Raw genomic sequence first — 23,294 nt, 5'->3', positions numbered from 1 at the left:
AGGCATCAAGCTGCATCGCCCGAAGCGGCACGGCACATGTCATATGTGCCGCTTCCCGGCGTGCTCGACCACAAGAATGCGCCCCTCGCCATGGGTGAGGCTTGGATGCGTTGTGGCCTGAATCTTCCAAGATTTAGAGGCTTCGGTCAATTCGTTATCAACATCTTGACCCTTGAGGAACAGCCCTCGCGCGCCTTGCGCAAGAAAGGGCGCGGCGAGCTCCAGAAGTTTCGGCAATGGCGCAAGCGCGCGCGCCGAAACCACCTCCACCCCCGGCGCGATGCGCTCGGCCACGGCCTCGATCCGGTTCGGCAGCACGGTCACAGGCAACTCGCCGATACGTGCCGCCTCGCGCAGGAAGGCCGCCTTGCGGCTGTCGCTTTCCACCAGCGTGACATCCATGCCGGGATCGTCGGCCCGCGCTGCGGCGACCACGAGGCCCGGAAAACCGCCCCCGGAGCCGAGGTCGACCCAGCGCACCGCGCCCGGCGCCAGCGCGACAAGCTGAAGCGAATCGGCGATGTGGCGCGTCCAGATTTCCGGCAGCGTCGCCGGTGCGACCAGATTGATCGTCTTCTGCCACTTCTCCAGCAGCGCGACGATGGCGACCAGCCGGTCTTCTGTTTCACGTGAAACAGGGGTGAGGGCCAGCGCGCGGGCGCGATCGGAGGGCAAATCGAGGGGCGGAACCATGCCTTTCTATAGCGTTAACGGCGTGTGACTGCGAGATCAGATCGCATCCTTGTCCACGGCCGCGGCATTTCCCTTACGCGCATGTGCCACCAGCAGCGCGAGCGCCGCCGGCGTCATCCCGTCAATCCGCGCCGCCTGACCAATGGTACGGGGCCGAATCGAATCGAGTTTCAGCTTGAGCTCGTTGGACAGGCCGGCCAACCCGGCATAGTCCATGGCCGCGGGCAGTGCGGCGTTCTCGTCGCGCCGGTAGCTCGCAATATCCGCGGCCTGTCGATCGAGATAGACCGCATAGGTGGCGTCGATTTCGATCTGCTCCCCGATGGCGGGGGCAAAGCGGTTCGCCTCCGGCCAGATCCGGCAGATGCTGGCCCAGTCGATCGAGGGATAGGCGAGCAGCTCATAGGCGCTGCGGCGTTGGCCGTCCTGATTGAGCACGAGACCGTGGGCTTCGCCTTCCTTGGGCGTGAGGCGGTGCGTCTCGACGAAAGCCCGCGCCTCTTCGAGCGCGGTGTTCTTGGCGGCAAAGGCGACCTCACGCTCACGCCGCACGCAGCCGAGGGCGACGCCGCGCGCGGTCAGCCGCTGATCCGCATTGTCGGCCCGCAGCGAGAGACGATACTCGGCGCGGGATGTGAACATACGGTAGGGCTCGGAAACCCCGCGGCTCACCAGATCGTCGATCATCACCCCGATATACGCCTCGGCCCGGTCGAAGGTCACGCCGTCGGCACCACCCGCCCGGCGCGCCGCATTGAGGCCCGCGACCAGCCCCTGCGCCGCCGCCTCCTCATAGCCGGTGGTGCCGTTGATCTGTCCGGCGAGGAAAAGGCCGGGCATCTTCCGAGTTTCCAGCGTCGGTTCCAGCTCGCGCGGATCCACATGGTCATATTCGATGGCATAGCCCGGCCGCACCATGCGCACCTGTTCCAGACCCGGAATAGTCTGCAAGAGCGCCTGCTGCACCTCCGCGGGCAGGGAGGTGGAGATGCCGTTCGGATAAACCGTATCATCGTCCAGACCCTCCGGCTCGAGGAAGATCTGGTGACCGTCGCGCTCGCCGAAGCGCACGATCTTGTCCTCGATCGACGGGCAATAGCGCGGTCCCACGCTGGTGATCGAACCGGAATACATCGCCGACCGGGCCAGATTGGCCCGGATCACCTCATGCGTCGCATCTGTGGTGCGGGTGATGCCGCAGGCGATCTGAGCGGTGGTGATCGCCGCCGTCAGCATCGAGAAAGGCTCCGGCGGCGTATCGCCCGGCTGCATCTCCAGCGAGGCCCAGTCGATGCTGCGCCCATCGAGCCGCGGCGGGGTGCCGGTCTTCAGACGGCCGAGGCTGAGGCCAAGCCGGGCCAGCGTGCGGGAAAGCCCAAGCGCCGGCTGCTCGCCCATGCGGCCCGCCGGGATGCGCTGATCGCCGATATGAATGAGGCCGGTGAGAAAGGTGCCCGTCGTCAGCACCACGGCACCCGCCCGCAACTGCCGGCCATCGCGCAGCACCAGACCGGATACGCGGCCATCGGTGACGACCAGATCGTCGGCCTCGCCCTCGATGAGGTCAAGGTTCGGCTCCGAATCGATAGCTGCCCGTGCGGCTGTCGCATAGAGCTTGCGATCCGCCTGCGCCCGCGGGCCGCGCACCGCGGGGCCTTTGCGCCGGTTAAGCACGCGGAACTGGATGCCGGCGGCATCGGCAAGGCGGCCCATCAGCCCGTCCAGCGCATCGACCTCGCGCACCAGATGCCCCTTGCCGAGCCCGCCGATCGCCGGATTGCACGACATGGCGCCGACGGTCGCGCGGCTGTGGGTCACCAGCGCGGTATGGGCGCCGCTGCGCGCCGCAGCTGCGGCAGCCTCGGTACCGGCATGACCGCCGCCGACGACGATGACGTCGTAGCGATCGGTGGCATCAGGGAGGGGAGTGACGTGGCTCATGACCTGTGGAAACCGCTTTCCGCGGCCCGCGTCAAGCGGAGAGACGCGAGCAAGCCGTCACGGTTCCGAATCGACCGTTTCACGTGAAACGCTATTTGCCGATGCAGAACTCGCGAAACACCACATCGAGCAAATCCTCGACATCGATCCGGCCCGCCAGCCGGGCGAGGGAATTGGCGGCGAGACGCAGTTCCTCCGCCAGCATCGCTTCGTCCTGGGTCTCCCAGCGCGCCAGCGCGGCATCAAGATGTTCGATCACCGCCTGCGCCGCCTGCCGGTGGCGCGCGCGGATAAGGGCCGGGTGTTCACCCGCCGGCGGAGCGCGCCTGGCGAGCCAGTCAGCGAGCGCGCTCGTCAAGTCCGCGATGCCCGCGCCGGTGCGGGCGGAGAGCGCGAGACGGCGCTGCGCCCACGGTGCTTCGGGCGAGACAGCACCGGGAGCGTCGCTCTTGTTTGCCAGCAACCACAGCTCCGCCGCGCCCGTGCGCTCCATGGCGGGCAGGGCCTGCGGGGCCGCCCCGGTGCCGGCATCGTGCACCCACAACACCAGGTCCGCCGCCGCGATCCGCGCCCGCGCCCGGCGGATGCCCTCGGCCTCGACCTTGCCGACGCCCTCGTCCCGCAGCCCGGCGGTGTCGATCAGCACCAGCTTGCGGCCGCCGAGATCCAGCGCAACCTCTACGATGTCGCGCGTGGTGCCCGGCTCGTCGGAGACGATCGCGATGTCGCGCGCGGCGAGCGCGTTCAGCAAGGACGACTTGCCGGCATTGGGCAGGCCGGCGATCGCCACGCTCGCGCCCTCGCGCACCAGTTCGCCGCGCCGGTCCGCCAGCGCCTCGGCCAGTTCCGCGCGCAGGGCCTCGACCTCCGGACGGGCGGCAGCACGCACCTCGCGCGGCACGTCCTCCTCCTCGGCAAAGTCGATGCCGGCCTCGATCAGCGCCATGGCTCGTATGAGCCGGCCGCGCCAGGCTTCCACCCGTTCGCCCAACCGTCCGAAGGCGTGGGCGAGGGCGAGGCGGCGCTGGCCTTCGGTCTCGGCCGCGAGCAGGTCGGCAAGGCCCTCCACCGCGCCGAGGTCCATCTTGCCGTTGAGAAAGGAGCGGCGGGTGAATTCGCCGGCTTCGGCGGGGCGCACGCCGGGCACGCGCCACAGCGCCTCCAGCACCGCGGCGATCACGGCCCGCCCGCCATGGACGTGCAGCTCCGCCATGTCCTCGCCGGTGGCGCTGCGCGGGGCGGGGAACCACAGCACCAGCGCCCGGTCGAGATGCTCGCCCGCCGCATCCCGCAAGGTCGACAGCAAAGCCCGGCGCGGTTCCGGCAAGCGCCCCGCCAGTGCCATGAGCGCCGCACCCGCCGCCGGACCGGACAGGCGGATGACGGCGACGGCGGCACGTCCGCTCGCGGTCGAGACCGCGGCGATGGTGTCGCGCGGCACGTCGGCTGCGACGTCGGTTCCGGTTTTCTGCTGTGCGTCCACGCGCTACGCCCTATCTCGATGTTCTTTCGGGTGGCAGGCTGCGCCGGCCCCGACGCTTCGAGGATGCCAAGTGACTGACCATCCGATCGACCACGCCACCGCGCCCCGGCCGACCAACCGGCTCGCCGACGCCACCAGTCCTTATCTGCTCCAGCACAAGGACAATCCCGTCGACTGGTGGCAGTGGGGCCCGGAGGCCTTGGCGCAGGCGCGGGCGACGAACCGGCCCATCCTGCTCTCCGTCGGCTATGCGGCCTGCCATTGGTGCCACGTCATGGCGCATGAAAGTTTCGAGGACGACGCCACCGCCGCGGTGATGAACGAGCTTTTCGTGAACATCAAGGTCGATCGCGAGGAGCGGCCCGACATCGACCAGATCTACATGTCGGCGCTGCAGCAGCTCGGCGTGCAGGGCGGCTGGCCGATGACGATGTTCCTCGACCCCGACGGCGCTCCCTTCTGGGGCGGCACTTATTTCCCGAAGGAGGCGCGCTACGGCCAGCCCGCCTTCGCCGACGTGCTGCGCACCATGGCGCAGGCCTATGTGAATGGCGACCCGCGCATTTCGTCCAACCGCGAAGCGCTGCTGCAGCGCCTCACCCAGAAGGCGCGCCCGGCCGGCACGGTCGTCATCGGGCCGAACGAGCTGGACGATGTCGCGAGCCGCATCCTCGGCATCATGGATCCCGAGCATGGCGGCGTGCAGGGCGCCCCGAAATTTCCCAACACGCCCTTTCTCGAACTGCTGTGGCGGGCATGGGAGCGGACGGGACGCGAGCGCTTCCGCGACGAGGCCCTGCATGCGCTCGATTCCATGAGCCAGGGCGGCATCTACGACCATATCGGCGGCGGCTTCTCGCGTTATTCGGTCGATGAGCGCTGGCTGGTGCCGCATTTCGAGAAGATGCTCTACGACAACGCGCAGCTCCTCGAGCTGCTGGCGCTCGCCGCGAACGAGACCTTCCACCCGCTGTTCCGCCAACGGGCGGAGGAAACGGTCGGATGGCTGCTGCGCGAGATGGTGACGGAGGAGGGCGCCTTCGCCGCCAGTCTCGATGCTGATTCGGAAGGCCATGAGGGCCGCTTCTATGTCTGGACCCTCAAGGAGCTGCTCGCCGCGCTCGGTGCCGAGGATGCCGAGTTCTTCGCCCGGCACTACGACATCACACCCTTCGGCAATTGGGAGGGCGTCTCGATCCCGAACCGGTTGAAGGGCGGCGAACTCTCGGGAGCGGACGAGGTGCGCCTCGCCGTGCTGCGCGACAGGCTGCTCGCGGTTCGCGAAACACGTGTCCGGCCGGGCCGCGACGACAAGGTGTTGGCCGACTGGAATGGCCTGATGATCGCGGCGCTGGCCCGCGCCGCGCTGCGGCTGGAGCGGCCGGAATGGCTGGAGCCTGCGGCGCGCGCTTTCCGTTTTGTCGCCGGATCGCTGACGCGCGGCGATCGTCTCGGCCATAGCTGGCGCGCCGGACGGCTGGTGTTTCCGGGTCTGTCGGCCGATTACGCCGCCATGGTGCGCGCCGCTCTGGCGCTGCACGAGGCGACCGGCGAGAGGTTCTATCTGGAGCGCGCCACCGCCTGGTCGCACGCGCTCGACGCCCACCATGCGGAGATCGGTGCCGGCGGCGAGGCGGGGGGCGGCTACTACATGACCGCGGACGACGCCGAGGGCCTGATCCTCCGCCCGGATTCCACCGCCGACGATGCCGTGACGAACCCCAACGCACTCCAGGCCCGCAACCTCGCCGCGCTCCACGCCGTCACGGGCGACACGGCATGGCTGGCGCGGCTCGACCGGCTGTTCGATGCCCTGCTGCCGCGCGCCGCGCCGCACCTCTACAGCCATGCCGGCCTGCTCAACGCGCTGGACACCCGGCTGAGGGCGCCCGAAATCGTCGTGGTCGGCGCCGGCCCGCAGGCGGATGCCTTGTGGCAGGCAGCCGGCCGGCTGCCGCGCATCGACATCACGTTGAGCCGGGCGACATCGGCCACGGCGCTCGCCCCGGATCACCCGGCGCGAGCAAAGGCGGAGGCGACACCGGGCGGCGCCGCCTTCCTCTGTGCCGGCCAGATCTGTTCGCTTCCCGTTACGGATCCGAATCGGCTGACGGATGCCCTGTCGCGGGATTCCGGGGCCTCATGAGCAGGGACCTTTCATCCGTTCGACCGAAAGGCGGCTCAGACCTCCCACGCTGACGCTGACCTGTGGAAGAATCGGGCTTGAGACGCGCTATCCCCGTATAATGAACAGAAATCCGCTCTGGCGCCAAAATGATGAATTGCGGGGAAAGCATCGGACGGCATCCGTTTCTGCCGTCCTGAGTCATTTGTGGGGCCGGGATTTTTTCGGGTGTAACAGCGCTGCGTGCATCTTTCGATTGCATCTCACGCGTGACCACGTCTCATTCCGCCTACGAAATAAGAGGATCCTGCGATCGGCGGATTCGCATAACCCGCCCAGGGGTGGGTCAGCGTGAGACTGAAGGCGCCCATCCGGTCTTGCCAGTACGCCCACCCACACATGAAAACGCCCCGCTCTCGCCGGGCGTCTGTTCTCTCACCACCGCGGGACTCCGCCGTTCGATCAGGTGTTCATGGAATCGAAGAAGTCGCCATTAGTCTTGGTCTGACGCAGCTTGTCCATCAGGAACTCGATGGCGTCGACCGTGCCCATCGGGTTCAGGATGCGGCGCAGCACATAGGTCTTCTTGAGCTGGTCGGCCGCAACCAGCAGCTCTTCCTTGCGGGTGCCGGAGCGGGTGATGTCGATCGCCGGGAAGACGCGCTTGTCCGACACCTTGCGGTCGAGGATCACCTCGGAATTGCCGGTGCCCTTGAACTCCTCGAAGATGACTTCGTCCATGCGCGAGCCGGTCTCGATCAACGCGGTGGCGATGATGGTCAGCGAGCCGCCTTCCTCGATGTTGCGGGCCGCGCCGAAGAAGCGCTTGGGCCGCTGCAGGGCGTTGGCATCGACACCGCCGGTCAGCACCTTGCCGGAGGACGGCACCACCGTGTTGTAGGCGCGGCCCAGACGGGTGATCGAATCCAGCAGGATGACGACGTCGCGCTTGTGCTCGACCAGCCGCTTGGCCTTCTCGATCACCATTTCCGCGACCTGCACATGGCGTGCTGCCGGCTCGTCGAAGGTGGAGGACACCACCTCGCCCTTCACCGAGCGCTGCATGTCGGTGACTTCCTCCGGCCGCTCGTCGATGAGCAGCACGATGAGGTAGCACTCGGGATGATTGGTGGTGATCGACTGGGCGATGTTCTGCAGCAGCACCGTCTTGCCGGTGCGCGGCGGCGCGACGATCAGGCCGCGCTGGCCCTTGCCGATCGGGGCCACGATGTCGATGACGCGCGCGGAGAAATCCTTGCGGGTCGGGTCTTCGAGTTCCAGCTTCAGCCGCTCGTCGGGATAGAGCGGGGTCAGGTTGTCGAAGTTGATCTTGTGCCGGATCTTGTCCGGGTCTTCGAAATTGATGGTGTTGACCTTGAGCAGCGCGAAATAGCGTTCGCCATCCTTCGGGCTGCGGATCTGGCCTTCCACCGTGTCGCCGGTGCGCAGGCCGAAGCGGCGGATCTGCGAGGGCGAGACATAAATGTCGTCAGGGCCGGGAAGGTAATTGGCGTCCGGCGAGCGCAGGAAGCCGAAACCGTCGGACAGGATCTCGACCACGCCCTCGCCGATGATGTCGGTCTCACGGGCGGCGAGCTGTTTCAGGATGGCGAACATCAGCTCCTGCTTGCGCAGCGTGCTGGCGTTCTCGACCTCCAGTTCCTCGGCGAACACGAGGAGTTCGGCCGGATTCTTGGACTTGAGGTCCTGGAGCTTCATTTCCCCCATGGGAAAAGGCCTCGGAAGTTTGGCAGGGCCGGATCGGCACAAGGCGCGGGCCGGGACTGGGAAGGAAGAAGGAGGAGCTGGTCTGTGGAAGCGGACCGCCGCAAGGCTTGGGTCCCTGTCCCGGTGCACTGCCGCCATCTGGAGAAGATGCGGAAAAGGACGCGTGCGCCAGCCAGCTTTGTGGAAAGCGCCGTCAACATAGGCGGCGCAGCGATTCCCCGCAAGGGCGGGACGCGAGAAAAGCGGGAACGGGAAATCAGAACGGCTTCACCACCACCATGATCACGATGGCGACCATCAGCACGGTCGGGACCTCGTTGGCGATCCGATAGAAACGCGCGGAACGGGTGTTGCGGTCCTCGCCGAACCGCCGCACCCAGCCCGACATCATGCCGTGCACCGCGCTCATCGCCAGCACCAGCACCAGTTTCACGTGAAGCCAGCCATCGGAGAACCAGCCGCCCTGCCAGGCCAGCGTCAGGCCGGACAGCCACGCCACGATCATCGCCGGGTTGATGATGGCCTTCAGCAGCCGGCGCTCCATGACCTTGAAGGTCTCCGACTGCGCGGACCCCGCCGGGGCGTCGCAATGATAGACCATCAGCCGCGGCAGATAGAGCATGCCCGCCATCCAGGAGATGATGGCGACGACGTGCAGCGCCTTGATCCACTCATAGGCCATGTTCAGAAACCCCGGACCCGTTTCAGCATCTGCTCGACATGGGCGATCGGCGTTTCCGGACGGATGCCGTGGCCGAGATTGAAGATATGGGCGGCGCCGCGGAAATCCGCCATCAGCGCGTCGATCCCCTCATCCAGCGCACGCCCGCCGGCGATGAGCCGGAGCGGATCGAGATTGCCCTGGAGCGCGAAGCGGGCACCGAGCGCGGCACGCACGTTCCGGCGGTCCGCGGTCCAGTCCAGCCCGATGCCGTTCACGCCGGTCGCGAAGGCGAGTTCGGTGAGCCCGGAGAGGGTGGCGCCTTTCGGGAAGGCAATGATGGGTGCGCCCGGAATCTCCGCCCTGACTGCACTCACAATCCTCCTGATCGGACTGACCACCCATCGCCGGAATTCCTCCGGATCGAGCACGCCGGACCAGCTGTCGAAGATCTGCACCGCATCGGCGCCGGCACGGAACTGGGCGATCAGATAGGTGGCGGAGGCCTCGACCAGCCGGTCGATCAGAGCGGCGAAGAAGACCGGGTCGCGATAGGCCGCCCGTCGGGCCGGCACCTGTTCGTCGCCGCCCCGCCCGGCCACCATATAGGTCGCAACCGTCCAGGGAGCGCCGCAGAAGCCGAGAAGCGCGGTTTCGCGTGGCAGAGACGCCCGGATCTTCGCGACCGCCTCATAGACGCGCCCCACCTTGTCGGGGTCGAGCTGGGAGCGAAGGCCGTCGAGATCCGCCAGCGAGGTGACGGTCGAGAGGCGTGGCCCTTCGCCCTGCTCGAACCGAAGATCGCAGCCAAGAGCATGAGGAACCACGAGAATGTCGGAAAACAGGATCGCCGCGTCGAAGCCGAAACGGCGGATCGGCTGGAGCGTGACCTCGGTGGCGAAATCGGGGTTGTAGCAGAGCGAGAGGAAGTCGCCGGCCTTCTCCCGCAACGCCCGGTACTCGGGCAGATAGCGCCCCGCCTGACGCATCATCCAGATCGGAACCCGCGCGGGTACCCGACCGTTGAGTGCCTGGAGCAGCGGGCTGTCCGGCAGGCATTCCTCCACTACCCCGTTCATACTTTATAAATCTCTTTCCTATGGAGTCTTTGTAGTTTGTGGGTGCGGATTAGCCGGGTTACGGCCTATCGACAACCAATCCCCACGCCAGGCCTTGTCGGGCGCGCCTCGTTAACCAAAAATTAACGAGTGTGGCCGCGGTGTTGCGAGGCTGTGGCGAGTTATCCTCGATTCCCCAGCCCACCTTCATAGGATCGTCCACATCGCGTTCTATTGTGGACATGAAACCCCGCTGTCCCCAGACAGACCTTGTCAGACGTCCCACCACGTGGCTTTTTCGACAGGTCACCCACAGGGCTGTGGATAGCAAGTGAGCGAGACGAACCTGGCATCGGAGAGCTATTTCCATCTCCATCTCGTCTCCGACTCCACGGGCGAGACGCTGATCAGCGTCGGCCGTGCCGCGGCGGCGCAATACAGCTCCGCCCGTCCTATCGAGCATATCTATCCGCTGGTGCGGAACCAGAAGCAGCTCGACCGCGTGCTGGTCGATATCGAGGCCCAGCCCGGCATCGTGCTCTACACCCTGACCGACCGCGAATTGCGCGACCGGCTGAAAACCTATTGCACCCGCAACAGCATCCCGGTGCTTTCGGTTCTCGCGCCGGTGGTGCGGCTGTTCCAGGCCTATCTTGGCGGCGAGCCGACCCCGCGGGTGGGCGGCCAGCATCAGCTCGACGGCGAGTATTTCCGCCGCATCGACGCGATGAATTTCACGGTCACTCATGATGACGGCCAGCACACCGAGGGGCTGGAAGGTGCGGACGTGGTGCTGCTCGGCATCTCGCGTTCCTCGAAGACGCCGACCAGCATCTATCTCGCCAATCGGGGCATCAAGACGGCCAACATCCCGCTGGTGCCGAATGTTCCGGTCCCCCCGGGGCTCTACGAACTCAAGCATCCGCTGGTCGTCGGGCTGGTCGCGAGCGCGCAGCGGGTGGTGGAGATCCGCCGCAACCGGCTGCTCGGCCTCAACGCGCTCCAGGGCGACGAATCCTATATCGACGAAGACGCCGTGGCACAGGAAGTTGCCCATTCGCGCCAGCTCTGCGCCCGTGCCGGCTGGCCGGTGATCGACGTCACGCGCCGCTCCATCGAGGAAACCGCGGCGGCCATCATCGGGCTGCTGCAGGAGCATCGGCGCCGGATTTCAGAGGAGTTCTCCTCGTGAGCAGCTCGTTGTGGCGGGCGCCCGCGCCGCTGATGCTGGCATCGAAGAGCGCCGCCCGCCGGGCCCTGCTCGATGCGGCCCGCATCCCCTTCGAGGTGGTGGTCGCCGCCATCGACGAGCGTGCGGTCGAGGAGGTCGCCCGCGCGCAGGGCTCCGGGCCCAAGCAGGTGGCGGTGCTGCTGGCGCGCGAAAAGGCGCTGTCCGCCGCGGCCGATCATCCCGGCCGGCTGGTACTCGGCGCCGACCAGACGCTCGCCTTCGGCGAGGAAGCCTTCCACAAACCGGAAAGCCGCGCCGCCGGACGGGCGCAGCTCCAGCGGCTGTCGGGCGCGACCCATGAACTTCATTCGGCGATTGCATTGGCGCGTGACGGCGAGATCGTCTTTTCGCTTGCCGACAGCGCCCATCTCACCATGCGGGTTCTCACGCCCGAGGTGATCGACACCTATCTCGACGCCGTCGGCGACGCGATCCTCACCAGCGTCGGCGGCTATCAGTTGGAGGGGCTCGGCATTCACCTGTTCGAGAAGGTGGAGGGTGCCCATTCCACCATTCTCGGGCTTCCGCTGTTGCCATTGCTGGCCTTTCTGCGCCACGAAGGCGCCCTCATCTGACCGGAGGAGAGCGCCGTGTCCCCCAGTAGCCGCGTCGCTCGTGCTTGCGTCATCGGCCATCCCGTCGCCCATTCGCGTTCGCCGCTGGTCCATGGCTACTGGTTGCGGTTGCACGGCCTCCGAGGGACCTATGAGCGCGCGGATGTTCCGAGCGAGGATATCGACGGCTTTCTATTCGGGCTGGCCGCGGCCGGCTATGTCGGCGGCAATGTCACCATTCCCCACAAGGAAGCCGCCTTTCGGGCCTGTGCGGAACGCGATCCGGTAGCCGAGGAACTGGGCGCGGTGAATACACTGTGGCTGGAGGACGGGCGGCTCCATGGCGCGAATACCGACATGTACGGTTTCCTCGCCAACCTCGACGCCGGTGCGCCGGGATGGGATCAGGTGCTCACCGAGGCCGTGGTACTGGGTGCGGGTGGAGCATCGCGGGCCATTATCCGTGGTCTGCTCGATCGCGGCATAGACCGGGTGGTGGTGGTCAATCGCACGCTGGAGCGCGCGGAGATCCTGCGCGCCCAGTTCGGCCCACGGGTCCTGCCCGTCGCGTGGCGGGACATCGGCGGCACGCTGGCGGGCTGCCGCCTTCTGGTGAACACCACCTCGCTCGGCATGAATGGCCAGCCGCCGCTCGATCTCGATCTCTCTGCGCTGTCGCCTGACACGGTGGTCACGGATGCAGTCTATGTGCCGTTGGAAACGCCCCTGTTGCGCGCGGCGCAGGCGCGGGGCCTCGCCACGGTAGACGGGCTCGGCATGTTGCTGCACCAGGCGGTACCGGGCTTCGAGCGCTGGTTCGGGGTGCGGCCCGAGGTGACGCCGGAGCTGCGCGCATACGTCATTGCCGACCTCGCGGCCAAGGGTCAGTTGCATTGATGGCCGTCGCCCGCCCGCCCCGTCTTTTCCGGCTGGGGCTCACCGGTTCGATCGGGATGGGAAAATCGACGACCGCCGGGCTGTTCGGGGAGCTGGGCATACCGGTTCACGATGCCGATGCGGCCGTCCACGCGCTGTATTGCGAGGAAGGCGTTGCACCCGTCGAGGCGGCGTTTCCCGGCGTCGCGGTCGACGGGATGATTGATCGCAGCCGGCTCGGCGCGCGGGTATTGGGCGACGAGGCCGCGATGAAGCGACTGGAGGCCATCGTGCATCCGCTTGTCCGGGCGCGCGAATCCCGCTTCCTCGATGAGGCGGCGGATAGAGGTGCGGCACTGGCGGTGCTCGACATCCCGCTGCTGTACGAGACCGGCGCGCAGGACCGGGTCGATGCGGTCGCGGTGGTCTCGGCGCCCTCGGAAATCCAGCGCGAGCGGGTTCTCGAGCGGCCGGGGATGACGGCGGAGAAATTCGCGGCCATCGTGCTGCGCCAAATACCCGATGCCGAGAAGCGGGCACGCGCCGATTTCGTCATAGATACCGGGTCAGGCGTCGAGGTGGCGCGCCGGCAGGTGGCCAAGATCGTCGAGGACATCCTCGGCTCGTTGCCCGGCCGGGCGAAGGAAGACAGGTGAGGCATGCGCGAGATCGTTCTCGATACCGAAACGACGGGCCTCGATCCCCTGCGTGGCGATCGGCTGGTCGAGATCGGCTGTGTCGAGATGCTGAACAAGATCGCGACCGGAGCCAATTTCCACGTCTATATCAATCCCGAGCGCGACATGCCGATCGAGGCGTTCAACGTGCACGGGCTGTCCAGCGAGTTCCTGCGCGATAAGCCGGTCTTCGCCAAGGTGGCGCAGGAGTTTCTCGATTTCATCGCGGATTCGCCGCTGGTCATCCATAATGCGGCGTTCGACATCGGCTTCATCAATGCCGAGCTCGCCCGGATCGGCCAGTCGCCCCTGACCTTCGACCGCGTCATCGACACCCTCGCCCTCGCCCGTCGGCGTCATCCCAATGCGTCGAACCGGCTCGACGACCTGTGTTCGCGCTATGGCATCGACGCCTCACGACGCACCAAGCACGGGGCGTTGCTGGATTCGGAGCTTCTGGCGGAGGTCTATAGCGAGCTGGCCGGCGGTCGCCAGGCGGCGCTCATCCTGATGAGCGCGGAGACGGTGGTGCGGCGCGAGGAACGCACCCAGTCCGCTGAGCCGCTCCTGCGGCCGGTGCCGCTCAAGGTGCGGGTGTCGGATGAAGAAATGGCGGCGCACGCGGCCTTCGTGAAGACACTCGGCGACGCCGCCATCTGGAAGGATTATCTCGACCCTGCGCCGGCGGCCGAAGACGCCTGAGCCGCACTCAGGTCGGGCGCGGCCCGGCAGGTCGGATCCTCAGGACGCCATCACCGGCGAGGGCGGGGTCTGGGCCATGCGCTGGCGATAGAGCGACACGAAGTCGACCGGGTCGATCATCAGGGGCGGGAAGCCGCCATTGCGCACCGTGTCGGCCAGGATCTGCCGCGCGAACGGGAACAGCATGCGCGGGCATTCGATCATGACGAAGGGGTGCAGCGTCTCCTCGGCAACGTTCTGCACGCGGAACAGGCCGCCATAGACCAGCTCGACATTGAACAGCACCTTGCCGTTCGTCTCGGCCTTGGCCTCGATCTTCAGCTCGACCTCGAACTCGCCATCGCGAGCCGGACGGGCGTTGACATTGATCTGGATGCCGATCTGCGGCTGCCCGTTCGGCGAGAGCGTGGCCGGCGCGCCGGGGTTCTCGAAGGAGAGATCCTTGGTGTACTGCGCGACGACATGCAGCGTCGGCATGGTCACGGCGTTGTCGGCATCGGTCATGGGGATGTCTCCGTGGTCGCCCCGCCGGTTCATCCTGGCGGGTGGGCGGCTGCCGGCTCGTCTCGCCGAGCCCGGAGCCGCGTCGCTATCACGGCTTCGTGCTGGGAACAAGGCGGCGAAGGAAGACCCCGGGCACGCCCACGCTGTGGCCCGCATTTCGGCGCGTTGGCACCCTGCCCGCATCTGTTCTAGTGTCGCTGCCGGAGCAGGTGCGGGCCGGTTGTCCGGCATGTGACTGACCCAAGGGCAGTTTGCGGGGTGGCGAAATCTCCGCAAGCGCGTAAATAGGCAGGAAGCCCGAGGCCCGCCAAGCGGCGCGGCGGGTGACGGGTGCAATGGAACTTCGACCGCGGGCGGGCATTGGGCTCACTGGCGGCGCAACGCGGCATTGGCGACGTGTTCGATATCTATACGATCATCTTCCTGGCTCTGGCCGTGTTCATCTTCATCCGGCTGCGCAGCGTCCTCGGCCAGCGCACCGGGCGCGAGCGGCCGCCTTACGATCCCTATTCGCGCCGCGACGCCACCAAGGCGCCGGCGCCGGGCGAGCAGCCGGGCAAGGTGGTCAGCTTTCCCGGAGCTGGCGATGCCGCCAGGCCGCGCGATCCCGAGCCGGACCCTGCCGAGCCCGCCCCCCCCGCTCCGCGCTGGTCGGGGATCGCCGACATCGGTTCGGCGGTCGCAAATGGTCTTGACGCCATTGCCGCACAGGACCGGACATTCGACGGGCGTCACTTCGTCGAAGGCGCCCGTGCGGCTTACGAGATGATCGTCAATGCCTTTGCCGCCGGCGACCGGCGGATCCTGAAGGATCTGCTCGCCAAGGACGTCTATGACGGCTTTGCAGGCGCCATGGCCGAGCGCGAAGCGCGTGGCGAAACGATGGAGACGCATCTCGTCGCCATTGCCAAATCCGATCTCATCGACGCGCAGGTGAAGGGCCGCACCGCCCAGGTCGCCGTGCGCTTCGTCTCCCAGCTCATCTCCGTTACCCGCAATGCGTCGGGCGAGGTGGTCGAAGGCGATCCCGAGAAGGTGGGCGACGTGACCGATGTGTGGACCTTCTCCCGCGACCTTGGCGCCCGCGATCCGAACTGGAAGCTGGTGGCGACGGAAGCCGCTTCGTGACACGGTGACGGGGTGTACACCCCGACCCGCTTTTCTCCCTTTCGCCTGATCCTCCAGGCCGCCCTTGCCGCGCTTCTCGTCACCCTCGGTGCCGGGACCGGCGCGGCACGCGAGGTTTTCCGCATGCCTCAGGCGGCGATCGAACCGATCGCTTACGGGTTCATCCCCGGCTGGAGCGTAGACGACCACCGCGCCGCCTTGGCGACCTTCCGCAAGAGCTGCGGGCCAATCCTCGCCGGCTCGGACCTCGTCGATCCGCCCCGCCCGGTCTTTACCGCCCTCAAGCCGATCTGCCGCTCGGCGCTGCGACTGCCGGCGAAGCTGTCCGAGCGCGCGGCCCGGCGTTTCTTCGAGCGGGCTTTCCGCCCGGTGCGGATCGCCCCCATCGACCAGCCGACCGGCTTCCTCACCGGCTATTACGAACCCGAGGTCGAAGGCTCGACCACACCCTCGGATGTCTTCGCCACCCCGCTCTATCGCCGGCCGCCCGACCTCATCCAGAGCGCGCCCGTGGCCGGCACGCCGGCCAATCGCGGTCAGGCCTTCCGGCGCACGCCGGATGAACAGCTGGTCCCCTATTACGATCGCGGTGCGATCGAGGATGGGGCGCTGAAGGATCGCGGACTGGAACTGGTGTGGATCAAGGACCCGGTCGATGCCTTCTTCGCCGCAATCCAGGGCTCGATTCGGGTCCGGCTGCCGGACGGCGAGGTGCTTCGCCTCAACTATGACGGCCACAACGGCCAGAACTACACGCCGATCGGGCGAATTCTGGTGGAACGCGGCATTCTCGCTCGCGACAAGGTCTCCATGGATACGATCCGGGCCTATATCACGGACCATCCGATGGAAGGTCGCGAGCTGATGCGGCAGAACAGGTCCTATGTCTTCTTTCGCGTCGCCAGCGAGCTCGGCGCCGGGGACGGTGCCGTGGGTGCGCAGAAGCTGCCGCTCACGGCCGGCCGCTCGATCGCGGTCGACCGGGCGCTGCATGTCTACGGCACGCCGTTCTTCATCGATGCCGAACTGCCGATGGAGAGCGTCGATCCGGTCACTCCGTTCCGCCGCCTGATGATCGCACAGGATACCGGTTCCGCCATCGTGGGGCCGGCGCGAGCCGACATCTTCCTCGGTACCGGTAAGGAGGCCGGCGCCATTGCCGGACGCATCCAGCAGCGCGGTCATTTCGTGATGCTGCTGCCGCGGCTCCTCGATCCGCAACGCGCGCCCGCCCCGCCCCGCCCGCCGCGGCGACCCCACGGCATCGATACGGCAGCGTCCGGCCTGTCGGGTGCCCTGCGATGAGCGGTTGGCAGAACGGTCGGCGCCGCAGCCGAACGCTCAATCCCGATGAGCGCGCCCTGTGGAAATATGTGACGCGCGACATCGAACGGCTCCACGCCCCGCCCCCTCCGGCGGCGCCCGATGCGCCGAAGCCGGTCGAAACGGCTTCGCCTCCTGCAGAAATGCCGGCCAGCACGGCCGGAAAAGCCGCACCTGCTGTCCGGCCCGAGCCGGCGCCCGCTCCCTCCGCGCCACCGCTGGCGCCGATGGAGCCGAAGCTGCGCCGCCGCCTGTCCCGTGGTGTTCATGAGGTCGAGGCGCGTATCGACCTTCACGGCCTGACCCAGGCCGCCGCTCATCACCGCCTGCATAGCTTCCTCATTGGTGCCCAGCACGCCGGCTATGGCGTCGTCCTCGTCATCACCGGCAAGGGGTCGGGCGAGGCCGGCTTCTCCTTCGACGGCGGACGCGGCGTGCTGCGCCGGGTGGTGCCGCAATGGCTCGCCGAGCCGGCCCTGCGCTCGGTCGTGATCGGCTTCGAGACAGCGGCGCGCGGCCATGGCGGGGAAGGTGCGCTCTATGTGCGCATCCGTCGGGCGCGCGGCTACCAGCCGTGAGGAACCGGGCATGACCCCTTTCGGCCGGCGGATGCGGGAGCTGCGCGCGGAGCGCGGCGTCACGCTGAAGGAGATGGCGGCCGAACTCGGTGTTTCGGCGGCCTATCTCTCGGCGTTGGAGCACGGCAAGCGAGGGCAGCCGAGCTTCATGATGCTTCAGCGCATCATGGCCTATTTCAACGTCATCTGGGACGAGGCGGAATCCCTGCGCACCCTCGCCGAGCTGTCCGATCCCCGCGTGGTGGTCGACACGGCCGGCCTGACGCCGGAGGCGACGGAGCTCGCCAATCTGCTGGCGCAGGAAATCGCCACCCTGCCGCAGGAGGCAATTGCCGAACTGCTGGGCCGCCTGAAGATCCTCAGCCGGCCCGGCGGGCATTGACCGGCCGTCCGCCTACAGGATGAAGCGGCTGAGATCGGCATTGCGTGCGAGATCGGCGACCCGGTCGCGGACATAGGCGCCGTCGATGACGATGGTCTCCCCACCCCGATCGGGCGCGGTGAAGGACAGGTCGTCCAGTACGCGCTCGATCACGGTCTGAAGCCGGCGGGCGCCGATGTTCTCGACCGTCGCATTCACCTCCACGGCGATGTCGGCCAGCGCCTCGATGGCGTCGTCGGTCACGGTGAGGGTGACACCCTCCGTCGCCATCAGCGCCACCGACTGCTTGACGAGGCTCGCCTCGGTCTCGGTGAGGATGCGCTTGAAATCCTCGCGGGTCAGCGCCTCGAGCTCGACCCGGATCGGCAGGCGGCCTTGAAGTTCCGGCAGCAGGTCGGAGGGCTTCGAGACGTGGAACGCACCCGACGCAATGAAGAGGATGTGGTCGGTCTTCACCGGCCCGTGCTTGGTGGAGACCGTCGTGCCCTCGATCAGGGGCAGCAGGTCGCGCTGCACGCCCTCGCGGGAGACATCCGCCCCGCCCCGCCGCTCGCTGCCGGCGATCTTGTCGATCTCGTCGAGGAAGACGATGCCGTTTTCCTCCACCGCCCGAATGGCCTCCTGAACGATGGCGTCCTGGTCGATCAGCTTGTCGGCCTCCTCCGCCAGCAGAAGCGGATGGGCCTCTTTCACGGTCACGCGCCGGGCCTTGGTACGGCCGCCAAAGGCCTTGCCAAGCATGTCGCCGATGGAGATGGCACCCATCTGCGCCCCCGGCATACCGGGAATCTCGAACATCGGCATGCCCTGCGCCGGGGTGGTCACCTCGATCTCGATGTCCTTGTCGTCGAGCACGCCGTCGCGCAGCTTCCGGCGGAACGCCTCGCGCGTGCCGGAGGAGGCGGTGGCGCCGACCAGAGCGGTCAGCACGCGCTCCTCGGCAGCCAGATGGGCCTTGGCCTCCACGTCCTTGCGCCGCGTCTCGCGCACCAGACCGATGCCGATTTCGACGAGATCACGCACGATCTGCTCGACGTCGCGGCCGACATAGCCGACCTCGGTGAACTTGGTCGCCTCCACCTTCAGGAACGGCGCATTGGCGAGGCGGGCGAGGCGGCGCGAGATCTCGGTCTTGCCGACGCCGGTGGGCCCGATCATCAGGATGTTCTTCGGCAGAACCTCCTCGCGCAGTTGACCCTCGAGCTGCTGGCGTCGCCAGCGGTTGCGCAAGGCGATGGCCACGGCGCGCTTGGCATTATGCTGACCGACGATGTAGCGGTCGAGCTCCGAGACGATTTCACGGGGGGAGAAGTTGGTCATGTCCGGTCGTGGCTCACGGATAGCAGGATACGGGGTTCAGGGTCGCGGCAGGCGACCGGCGAGCCCCGGGGGCAGGACGGAAAGAACGGCGCGGCGGAGCGGATGCCAGGCGGCGCTGAGCAGAAGGACGAAGCCGCCGAGCACCAGCAAGGTCAGCGGTGTTTCGAGACCGGTGAGACCGCTCGAGCGGACCAGTGCACCGAACGCATAGCCGGCATAGACCAGTCCCGAGACCAGCAGCGCCCGGCGGTCGATCAGGACCGCGACGGCGCCGAGCAGCAGGAAGGCGATGAGCACCGGCCAGACCGGCACGCCGCCGGATGAAGCGTCGCCGGTAAGGCCGTTGAACAGCGGATGCACGATCAGCGGCGCGGCGAGAAGGTGGAGCCAGAAGGCTATGTCGGTGCGCCGTGTCTCCCGGTGCGGATCGCTCATGTCGAAGGCCATGGCGAGGGCGAACACCCCGAGGCCGCACAGGATCAGCAGTAGCGGCGAAGGGCCTTCCGCCAGCGCCGGAATCAGCGCTCCCGCCAGCCCCACGATGATGGCGACCAGCGCCGCCGCGCCCGCCGCGATGGTGATCGGCACGTGGAAGCGGGCATAGTGCAGCGTGACCGCGGCGAGCGTCGCCACACCCGCACCGGCGAGTTCGAGTCCATGGGGCGCGTTTGCGAATCCGAACAGCCAGCCGCCGGTGCTTCCGGTCAGAAGCAGGCTGGCGGCGGCCATCACCGATCCGGCGAAGACGATGAGGAGCACGATGCTGGGCAGGGCCATGCGCCGCCGGCGGGTGAAGTATTCCGCCAGCAGCCAGCTCGCCGCCGCGATGGCTGCCCAGCCGGCCGGGAGGGAGAGCGTGCGGTCGGCGAAATAGGACAGCGCCGTCAGGAACAGGCCGAGCCCGATGGTGACGAAGATATCGCCGAAGCCGGTGATGAAGCGCAGCCGCTCGTCGTCGTGGGAAATCGGCACGGCCGGCGCCGCGGCGTCCAGTTCGGCCTCCAGTACCCGTAGCGCTTCCGCCTGCGGCACGGTGAGGATACCGCGATCGAGGGCAGCACGCAGGGTGCGCTCGGCGATCATTCCCCGATCGTCTCCACGGTGAGATTGCCGTTGGTGTAGATGCAGATGTCGGCAGCGATGGCGAGGCTCTTGCGCACGATCGCCTCGGGATCTTTCCCGCTATCCGCCAGCGCCCGCGCCGCCGCCAAAGCGAAGCTGCCGCCCGAGCCGATGGCGGCGATGCCGGCCTCGGGCTCCAGGACGTCGCCGGTGCCGGTCAGCACCAGCGTGATATTCGCATCCGCCACGATCATCATGGCTTCCAGCCGGCGTAGATAGCGGTCGGTGCGCCAGTCCTTGGCGAGTTCGACCGCGGCGCGCTGCAGTTGGCCGGGATATTGTTCGAGCTTCGCCTCCAGCCGCTCGAAAAGGGTGAAGGCGTCGGCGGTGGCGCCGGCGAAGCCGCCGATCACGTCGCCCCGGCCGAGCCGGCGCACCTTGCGCGCATTGGCTTTCATCACCGTGGTGCCGAGGGTCACCTGCCCGTCGCCGCCGATCGCGACGCGGTTGCCGCTGCGCACGGAAACGATGGTGGTGCCGTAGATGGTGCTGGGGTCGTGGGTCTGAGCGTGGCTCATGAAAGGCTCCGGTCGAGAGCCCTTACTTAATCCCTCGCGCCATCAACGCAATCGGCGGCCGTCACGAGATATGGCGCGAGAGGGCTTCAACTGATAAGACGCCGGCTCTTCCGGGAGCATCGACCATGCGCAAGGCCGCCATTACCCGCGCCACCAAGGAAACCCAGATCAACCTGTCGGTCGACCTCGACGGCACCGGCAAGGGGGTGATCGCGACCGGGGTCGGCTTCTTCGACCACATGCTCGACCTGTTCGCGCGGCATGCGCGCATCGATCTCACGGTCGAGGCGAAGGGCGACCTGCACATCGATTTCCATCACACCGTCGAGGATGTGGGCATCGCGCTCGGCCAGGCGGTGCGGCAGGCGCTGGGCGAGATGCGTGGCATCACCCGCTATGCCAGCCTGCATCTGCCGATGGACGAGACGCTGACGCGCGTCGCGCTCGACATTTCCGGCCGGCCGTTCCTCGTTTTCCGGGTCGAGTTCGCGGTACCGAAGATCGGGGAGTTCGACACTGAGCTGGTGCGCGAGTTCTTCCAGGCCTTCGCGATCAATGCCGGTCTGACGCTGCATGTCGAGACGCTCTACGGGGCCAACGCCCACCACATCGCCGAGAGCTGCTTCAAGGGGCTGGCGCGCGCCCTGCGCGCTGCCGTGGCGGTCGACCCGGCGGCAGCCGGCGAGATACCATCCACCAAAGGCAGCCTCGGTGGCTGACGAGCCGGCAGGGAGGGCAGCATGGCAATGACGAGCTGGACCGTCTTCCAACCCGCTCCGGCCGGAGAGCAGCCGGACCGGAGCGAATGGCCGGATGGCGTCGTCTTCGTACGTGAACGCTTCAGCCGGGCCGGGCTCGTGCTGGGGCCACTGGTGCTTTTGTGGCATCGGCTCTGGATCGCCTTCGCCGGCTATGTCGTGCTCGCCGGCGCGTGGTTCGTGCTGGTTCCCCATATCGCCTCGGGTTGGCCGGTCGCCTTTCTGGACCTGCTACCGCATCTCCTCGTTGGGCATCTGCTGGCCGATCTGCGGCGCTGGACCTTGCGGCGCGCCGGCTATCAGGAGATAGGAACGGTCGTCGCTCCGGACCTGCCCGCTGCCGAACGCCGCTTCTTCGAGGCATGGCTGGCGTCGGGCGCCGGGCAGTCGACCGATACCGTCGGCTCCCGTCCGACGCTGCCGCCGGCGGCTGCCAACCCCAGATCCTTCGCAGGACGTGATGTCGCGCCGCCCGTTCTCGGGCTTTTTCCGGAGGCTGGTCGCCCATGACCGCGCCAAGCACATCTGCCGCAGGCAGCAACACCGTCGCCCTCATCGATTATGGCTCCGGCAACCTGCATTCCGCGGGCAAGGCGCTGGAGCGTGCGGCGAGCGAGGCCCGCACCGGCACGCGGGTCGTCGTGACCGCCGATCCCGAGGAAGTGCGCCGCGCCGACCGTATCGTGCTGCCCGGTGTCGGTGCCTATGCGGACTGCCGCCGCGGCCTCGACGCCGTGCCGGGCATGGTGGAGGCACTGACCGAGGCGGTGCAGAAGAACGGCCGGCCTTTCCTTGGCATCTGCGTCGGCCTCCAGCTCATGGCCGAGCGCGGTCTCGAACATGGCGTGACCGAAGGTCTCGGCTGGATCGGCGGCGACGTCGTGAAGCTGGAGCCTGCCGATGCGAGCCTCAAGATCCCGCATATGGGCTGGAACTCGCTCACCGTGCGCCGGCCGCACCCGCTGCTCGCCGGCATTCCCACCGGAGCCGAGGGGCTCGACGCCTATTTCGTGCACTCCTATCACCTCGCGGCGAGGGACGAAGCGGATGTGGTCGCGGTGAGCGACTATGGCCAGCCCGTCACCGCCATCGTGTCGCGCGGCACCGTCGCCGGCACCCAGTTCCACCCCGAGAAGAGCCAGCGCCTCGGCCTCGCTCTTCTCGCCAACTTCCTGACGTGGGCGCCGTGATCCTCTTTCCTGCCATCGACCTCAAGGACGGCCTGTGCGTGCGCCTGCAGCAGGGCGACATGAACCGCGCGACCGTCTTCAACCATGACGCCGCCCAGCAGGCGGCGCTGTTCGAAGCGCAGGGCTTCCGCTACCTGCACATTGTCGACCTCAACGGCGCCTTTGAGGGGCGTCCGGTAAATGCCGAAGCGGTCGAGCGGATCCTGGAGGCCGTCGGGATGCCGGTGCAGCTCGGCGGCGGCATCCGCGATCTCGCGACCGTCGAAAACTGGCTGTCGAAGGGTGTCACCCGCGTCATCCTCGGCACCGCCGCGGTGCGCGATCCGGATTTCGTCCGGGAGGCGGCGAAGCGCCATCCGGGACGTGTCGCGGTCGGGCTCGATGCCAAGGACGGACGTGTCGCGGTGGAGGGCTGGGCGGAGACCTCCGACCTCTCCGCGCTCGACCTCGCCCGGCGTTTCGAGGATGCCGGCGTTGCCGCGATCATCTACACCGACATCGCCCGCGATGGCCTGCTGAAGGGCCTCAATCTCGACGCCACCATCGCGCTGGCCGAAGCGATCAGCATCCCGGTCATTGCCTCCGGCGGACTTGCCTCGCTCGACGATGTGCGGGCGCTGACCGAGCCGCGGGCGCGCAAGCTTGAGGGCGCCATCTCCGGCCGCGCGCTCTATGACGGGCGCATCGACCCGCGCGAGGCGCTCGCCGTGCTGGCGGGGCTGCCGCTGTGAGCCGGAACAGC

At 67.5% G+C, this 23,294-nt stretch carries 24 protein-coding genes; 14 read left to right on the top strand and 10 right to left on the bottom strand.

Annotation, left to right across the window (positions count from 1 at the left end; translation table 11 throughout):
• Nucleotides 1–39 precede the first annotated feature (39 nt).
• The 3 genes from rsmG to mnmE all read right to left on the bottom strand — a co-directional run bounded on the left by rsmG (nucleotide 40) and on the right by mnmE (nucleotide 4,117).
• Nucleotides 40–693 carry a 16S rRNA (guanine(527)-N(7))-methyltransferase RsmG gene (gene rsmG / locus MWN34_RS11300; protein WP_247029279.1) on the bottom strand — a complete coding sequence of 218 codons (654 nt, stop codon included), beginning with the start codon at nucleotides 691–693 and terminating at the stop codon, nucleotides 40–42.
• A 36-nt stretch (nucleotides 694–729) separates the two neighbouring features.
• Nucleotides 730–2,634 carry a tRNA uridine-5-carboxymethylaminomethyl(34) synthesis enzyme MnmG gene (gene mnmG / locus MWN34_RS11295; protein ID WP_247029277.1) on the bottom strand — a complete coding sequence of 635 codons (1,905 nt, stop codon included), beginning with the start codon at nucleotides 2,632–2,634 and terminating at the stop codon, nucleotides 730–732.
• Between the two features lie 91 nt (nucleotides 2,635–2,725).
• Nucleotides 2,726–4,117 carry a tRNA uridine-5-carboxymethylaminomethyl(34) synthesis GTPase MnmE gene (gene mnmE, locus MWN34_RS11290; protein ID WP_247029275.1) on the bottom strand — a complete coding sequence of 464 codons (1,392 nt, stop codon included), beginning with the start codon at nucleotides 4,115–4,117 and terminating at the stop codon, nucleotides 2,726–2,728.
• 70 nt (nucleotides 4,118–4,187) lie between these two features.
• Here mnmE and MWN34_RS11285 point away from each other — a divergent pair, with 70 nt between their 5' ends.
• Nucleotides 4,188–6,263: a thioredoxin domain-containing protein gene (locus MWN34_RS11285; protein WP_247029273.1), complete on the top strand. Its 2,076-nt coding sequence runs from the start codon at nucleotides 4,188–4,190 to the stop codon at nucleotides 6,261–6,263.
• Between the two features lie 441 nt (nucleotides 6,264–6,704).
• On the opposite strand, the gene rho is transcribed toward MWN34_RS11285, so the two are convergent.
• The 3 genes from rho to hemE all read right to left on the bottom strand — a co-directional run bounded on the left by rho (nucleotide 6,705) and on the right by hemE (nucleotide 9,686).
• On the bottom strand, nucleotides 6,705–7,970 hold the full coding sequence (gene rho / locus MWN34_RS11280) for a transcription termination factor Rho (RefSeq protein ID WP_247029272.1): 1,266 nt from the start codon (nucleotides 7,968–7,970) through the stop codon (nucleotides 6,705–6,707).
• 256 nt (nucleotides 7,971–8,226) lie between these two features.
• Complete coding sequence (hemJ, locus tag MWN34_RS11275; RefSeq protein WP_247029271.1) at nucleotides 8,227–8,652, bottom strand: protoporphyrinogen oxidase HemJ; 426 nt, start codon at nucleotides 8,650–8,652, stop codon at nucleotides 8,227–8,229.
• 2 nt (nucleotides 8,653–8,654) lie between these two features.
• A complete protein-coding gene (hemE, locus tag MWN34_RS11270; protein WP_425532095.1) occupies nucleotides 8,655–9,686 on the bottom strand; it encodes a uroporphyrinogen decarboxylase in 1,032 nt (343 codons plus the stop codon).
• A gap of 334 nt (nucleotides 9,687–10,020) precedes the next feature.
• Between hemE and MWN34_RS11265 the strand changes: the two genes are divergently transcribed.
• The 5 genes from MWN34_RS11265 to dnaQ are packed head-to-tail and all read left to right on the top strand — an operon-like array spanning nucleotide 10,021 to nucleotide 13,729.
• Nucleotides 10,021–10,881, top strand: a complete 861-nt coding sequence (locus tag MWN34_RS11265; protein WP_247029269.1) for a pyruvate, water dikinase regulatory protein — start codon at nucleotides 10,021–10,023, stop codon at nucleotides 10,879–10,881.
• 32 nt (nucleotides 10,882–10,913) lie between these two features.
• On the top strand, nucleotides 10,914–11,495 hold the full coding sequence (locus tag MWN34_RS11260) for a Maf family protein (RefSeq protein WP_247029386.1): 582 nt from the start codon (nucleotides 10,914–10,916) through the stop codon (nucleotides 11,493–11,495).
• Nucleotides 11,496–11,510: 15 nt separating this feature from the next.
• Nucleotides 11,511–12,371: a shikimate dehydrogenase gene (locus MWN34_RS11255; protein WP_247029268.1), complete on the top strand. Its 861-nt coding sequence runs from the start codon at nucleotides 11,511–11,513 to the stop codon at nucleotides 12,369–12,371.
• The gene (coaE, locus tag MWN34_RS11250; protein ID WP_247029267.1) at nucleotides 12,371–13,006 is read left to right on the top strand and encodes a dephospho-CoA kinase; all 636 of its coding nucleotides are present in this window, start codon (nucleotides 12,371–12,373) and stop codon (nucleotides 13,004–13,006) included. Before MWN34_RS11255 ends, coaE begins: the two co-directional genes overlap by 1 nt.
• A 3-nt stretch (nucleotides 13,007–13,009) precedes the next feature.
• Nucleotides 13,010–13,729, top strand: a complete 720-nt coding sequence (gene dnaQ, locus MWN34_RS11245; protein ID WP_247029265.1) for a DNA polymerase III subunit epsilon — start codon at nucleotides 13,010–13,012, stop codon at nucleotides 13,727–13,729.
• Nucleotides 13,730–13,768: 39 nt separating this feature from the next.
• On the opposite strand, the gene secB is transcribed toward dnaQ, so the two are convergent.
• Nucleotides 13,769–14,233, bottom strand: coding sequence for a protein-export chaperone SecB (gene secB, locus MWN34_RS11240; RefSeq protein ID WP_247029263.1), 465 nt, complete (start codon nucleotides 14,231–14,233; stop codon nucleotides 13,769–13,771).
• A gap of 396 nt (nucleotides 14,234–14,629) precedes the next feature.
• Between secB and MWN34_RS11235 the strand changes: the two genes are divergently transcribed.
• The 4 genes from MWN34_RS11235 to MWN34_RS11220 are packed head-to-tail and all read left to right on the top strand — an operon-like array spanning nucleotide 14,630 to nucleotide 17,644.
• Complete coding sequence (locus MWN34_RS11235; protein ID WP_247029261.1) at nucleotides 14,630–15,361, top strand: Tim44/TimA family putative adaptor protein; 732 nt, start codon at nucleotides 14,630–14,632, stop codon at nucleotides 15,359–15,361.
• Nucleotides 15,362–15,373: 12 nt separating this feature from the next.
• A complete protein-coding gene (gene mltA / locus MWN34_RS11230; RefSeq protein ID WP_247029259.1) occupies nucleotides 15,374–16,666 on the top strand; it encodes a murein transglycosylase A in 1,293 nt (430 codons plus the stop codon).
• Nucleotides 16,663–17,262 (top strand): Smr/MutS family protein, encoded by a 600-nt coding sequence (locus tag MWN34_RS11225; RefSeq protein ID WP_247029258.1) that lies wholly within the window; start codon nucleotides 16,663–16,665, stop codon nucleotides 17,260–17,262. Before mltA ends, MWN34_RS11225 begins: the two co-directional genes overlap by 4 nt.
• Before the next feature lie 10 nt (nucleotides 17,263–17,272).
• Nucleotides 17,273–17,644, top strand: coding sequence for a helix-turn-helix domain-containing protein (locus tag MWN34_RS11220; protein ID WP_247029257.1), 372 nt, complete (start codon nucleotides 17,273–17,275; stop codon nucleotides 17,642–17,644).
• Nucleotides 17,645–17,656: 12 nt separating this feature from the next.
• Here MWN34_RS11220 and hslU read toward each other — a convergent pair whose 3' ends face one another.
• From hslU to hslV, 3 genes are read right to left on the bottom strand one after another with little or no spacing between them, the layout of a single operon-like run.
• A complete protein-coding gene (gene hslU / locus MWN34_RS11215; RefSeq protein WP_247029256.1) occupies nucleotides 17,657–18,964 on the bottom strand; it encodes an ATP-dependent protease ATPase subunit HslU in 1,308 nt (435 codons plus the stop codon).
• 36 nt (nucleotides 18,965–19,000) lie between these two features.
• Nucleotides 19,001–20,047 carry a hypothetical protein gene (locus tag MWN34_RS11210; protein ID WP_247029255.1) on the bottom strand — a complete coding sequence of 349 codons (1,047 nt, stop codon included), beginning with the start codon at nucleotides 20,045–20,047 and terminating at the stop codon, nucleotides 19,001–19,003.
• The gene (gene hslV, locus MWN34_RS11205) at nucleotides 20,044–20,604 is read right to left on the bottom strand and encodes an ATP-dependent protease subunit HslV (protein WP_247029254.1); all 561 of its coding nucleotides are present in this window, start codon (nucleotides 20,602–20,604) and stop codon (nucleotides 20,044–20,046) included. The genes MWN34_RS11210 and hslV overlap by 4 nt, the downstream gene beginning before the upstream one ends.
• Before the next feature lie 125 nt (nucleotides 20,605–20,729).
• Here hslV and hisB point away from each other — a divergent pair, with 125 nt between their 5' ends.
• Genes hisB through hisA form a run of 4 tightly spaced genes read left to right on the top strand, consistent with a single transcriptional unit; the run spans nucleotide 20,730 to nucleotide 23,283 of the window.
• Nucleotides 20,730–21,323 (top strand): imidazoleglycerol-phosphate dehydratase HisB, encoded by a 594-nt coding sequence (gene hisB, locus MWN34_RS11200; protein ID WP_247029253.1) that lies wholly within the window; start codon nucleotides 20,730–20,732, stop codon nucleotides 21,321–21,323.
• A 21-nt stretch (nucleotides 21,324–21,344) separates the two neighbouring features.
• Nucleotides 21,345–21,872, top strand: coding sequence for a DUF2628 domain-containing protein (locus tag MWN34_RS11195; protein ID WP_247029252.1), 528 nt, complete (start codon nucleotides 21,345–21,347; stop codon nucleotides 21,870–21,872).
• Nucleotides 21,869–22,552 (top strand): imidazole glycerol phosphate synthase subunit HisH, encoded by a 684-nt coding sequence (gene hisH / locus MWN34_RS11190; RefSeq protein ID WP_247029250.1) that lies wholly within the window; start codon nucleotides 21,869–21,871, stop codon nucleotides 22,550–22,552. Before MWN34_RS11195 ends, hisH begins: the two co-directional genes overlap by 4 nt.
• A complete protein-coding gene (hisA, locus tag MWN34_RS11185; RefSeq protein WP_247029249.1) occupies nucleotides 22,549–23,283 on the top strand; it encodes a 1-(5-phosphoribosyl)-5-[(5-phosphoribosylamino)methylideneamino]imidazole-4-carboxamide isomerase in 735 nt (244 codons plus the stop codon). The genes hisH and hisA overlap by 4 nt, the downstream gene beginning before the upstream one ends.
• Nucleotides 23,284–23,294 lie beyond the last annotated feature (11 nt).

Origin of the sequence: Ancylobacter crimeensis (assembly GCF_023016805.1) — a bacterium.
Classification (GTDB): Bacteria; Pseudomonadota; Alphaproteobacteria; order Rhizobiales; family Xanthobacteraceae; genus Ancylobacter; species Ancylobacter crimeensis.
Note: the sequence above shows the minus strand (reverse complement) of the source record. Positions and strands in the feature narration are given on the sequence as shown.

Bases quoted from the DNA above. Each gene is read 5' to 3' on its own strand.
- hisB (WP_247029253.1), top strand. From the start codon at position 20,730: ATGCGCAAGGCCGCCATTACCCGCGCCACCAAGGAAACCCAGATCAAC.
- rho (WP_247029272.1), bottom strand. From the start codon at position 7,970: ATGGGGGAAATGAAGCTCCAGGACCTCAAGTCCAAGAATCCGGCCGAA.
- hisH (WP_247029250.1), top strand. From the start codon at position 21,869: ATGACCGCGCCAAGCACATCTGCCGCAGGCAGCAACACCGTCGCCCTC.
- MWN34_RS11220 (WP_247029257.1), top strand. From the start codon at position 17,273: ATGACCCCTTTCGGCCGGCGGATGCGGGAGCTGCGCGCGGAGCGCGGC.
- hslV (WP_247029254.1), bottom strand. From the start codon at position 20,604: ATGAGCCACGCTCAGACCCACGACCCCAGCACCATCTACGGCACCACC.
- coaE (WP_247029267.1), top strand. From the start codon at position 12,371: ATGGCCGTCGCCCGCCCGCCCCGTCTTTTCCGGCTGGGGCTCACCGGT.
- hemJ (WP_247029271.1), bottom strand. From the start codon at position 8,652: ATGGCCTATGAGTGGATCAAGGCGCTGCACGTCGTCGCCATCATCTCC.
- dnaQ (WP_247029265.1), top strand. From the start codon at position 13,010: ATGCGCGAGATCGTTCTCGATACCGAAACGACGGGCCTCGATCCCCTG.
- MWN34_RS11225 (WP_247029258.1), top strand. From the start codon at position 16,663: ATGAGCGGTTGGCAGAACGGTCGGCGCCGCAGCCGAACGCTCAATCCC.
- rsmG (WP_247029279.1), bottom strand. From the start codon at position 693: ATGGTTCCGCCCCTCGATTTGCCCTCCGATCGCGCCCGCGCGCTGGCC.
- MWN34_RS11210 (WP_247029255.1), bottom strand. From the start codon at position 20,047: ATGATCGCCGAGCGCACCCTGCGTGCTGCCCTCGATCGCGGTATCCTC.
- MWN34_RS11260 (WP_247029386.1), top strand. From the start codon at position 10,914: ATGCTGGCATCGAAGAGCGCCGCCCGCCGGGCCCTGCTCGATGCGGCC.
- secB (WP_247029263.1), bottom strand. From the start codon at position 14,233: ATGACCGATGCCGACAACGCCGTGACCATGCCGACGCTGCATGTCGTC.
- mnmG (WP_247029277.1), bottom strand. From the start codon at position 2,634: ATGAGCCACGTCACTCCCCTCCCTGATGCCACCGATCGCTACGACGTC.
- hslU (WP_247029256.1), bottom strand. From the start codon at position 18,964: ATGACCAACTTCTCCCCCCGTGAAATCGTCTCGGAGCTCGACCGCTAC.
- MWN34_RS11195 (WP_247029252.1), top strand. From the start codon at position 21,345: ATGGCAATGACGAGCTGGACCGTCTTCCAACCCGCTCCGGCCGGAGAG.